General features: G+C 76.3%; 2 protein-coding genes. One reads left to right on the top strand and one right to left on the bottom strand.

Features of this window, described 5'->3' with window-relative positions; genetic code table 11:
* A partial coding sequence (locus BKE38_RS32670; protein WP_165694331.1) for a hypothetical protein occupies positions 1–190 on the top strand: 190 nt, incomplete at its 5' end.
* 4 nt (positions 191–194) lie between these two features.
* Here BKE38_RS32670 and BKE38_RS29805 read toward each other — a convergent pair.
* On the bottom strand, positions 195–469 hold a 275-nt coding region (locus BKE38_RS29805; RefSeq protein WP_242662629.1), incomplete at its 5' end, for a hypothetical protein.

Here is a 469-nt window from a genome sequence, read left to right as displayed (position 1 = left end):
GCCGCGCGGCCTGGCCTCGGCCCGGGTCGGGCAGCAGGTGGTGCTGCAATCCGGCTTCGACGGCGAGGAGCAGGGGCGGCTGAGCTGGTATGCCCAGAGCTCCAACCGCGACCGGCCGCGCGACTGCACGCCGCAGGCCCCGGCCGCCTGCCAGCCGCCGCCCTCGCCACTGCGCTGGACGGCGCCGTGACACGTCAGAGGTAACGGCCGCGCTCCAGGATCTCGAGCTGGTAGTCGCGGTAGCTGATGCCGAGCTCCTCGGCCCGGGCCAGACGGCGCAGCGCGATCTCGCGCGGCGGCGTCTTCCAGGCCCGGCGATGCGCGCGGCGCCAGTTCCAGGCGTTCCAGCCGAGATCCGCCTCCGGCGGGTCGAGCGGCGGGCCGCCGTTGTGGCCAGGGCGGGGCGGGGCATCGGCCATGGGGCGCAGCTCCGGCAGGGGTCTGCCAGCATGGTCCCGCACTGCCGCGG

This window comes from Teichococcus deserti (assembly GCF_001982615.1).
Taxonomy (GTDB): domain Bacteria; phylum Pseudomonadota; class Alphaproteobacteria; order Acetobacterales; family Acetobacteraceae; genus Pseudoroseomonas; species Pseudoroseomonas deserti.
Note: the sequence above shows the minus strand (reverse complement) of the source record. Positions and strands in the feature narration are given on the sequence as shown.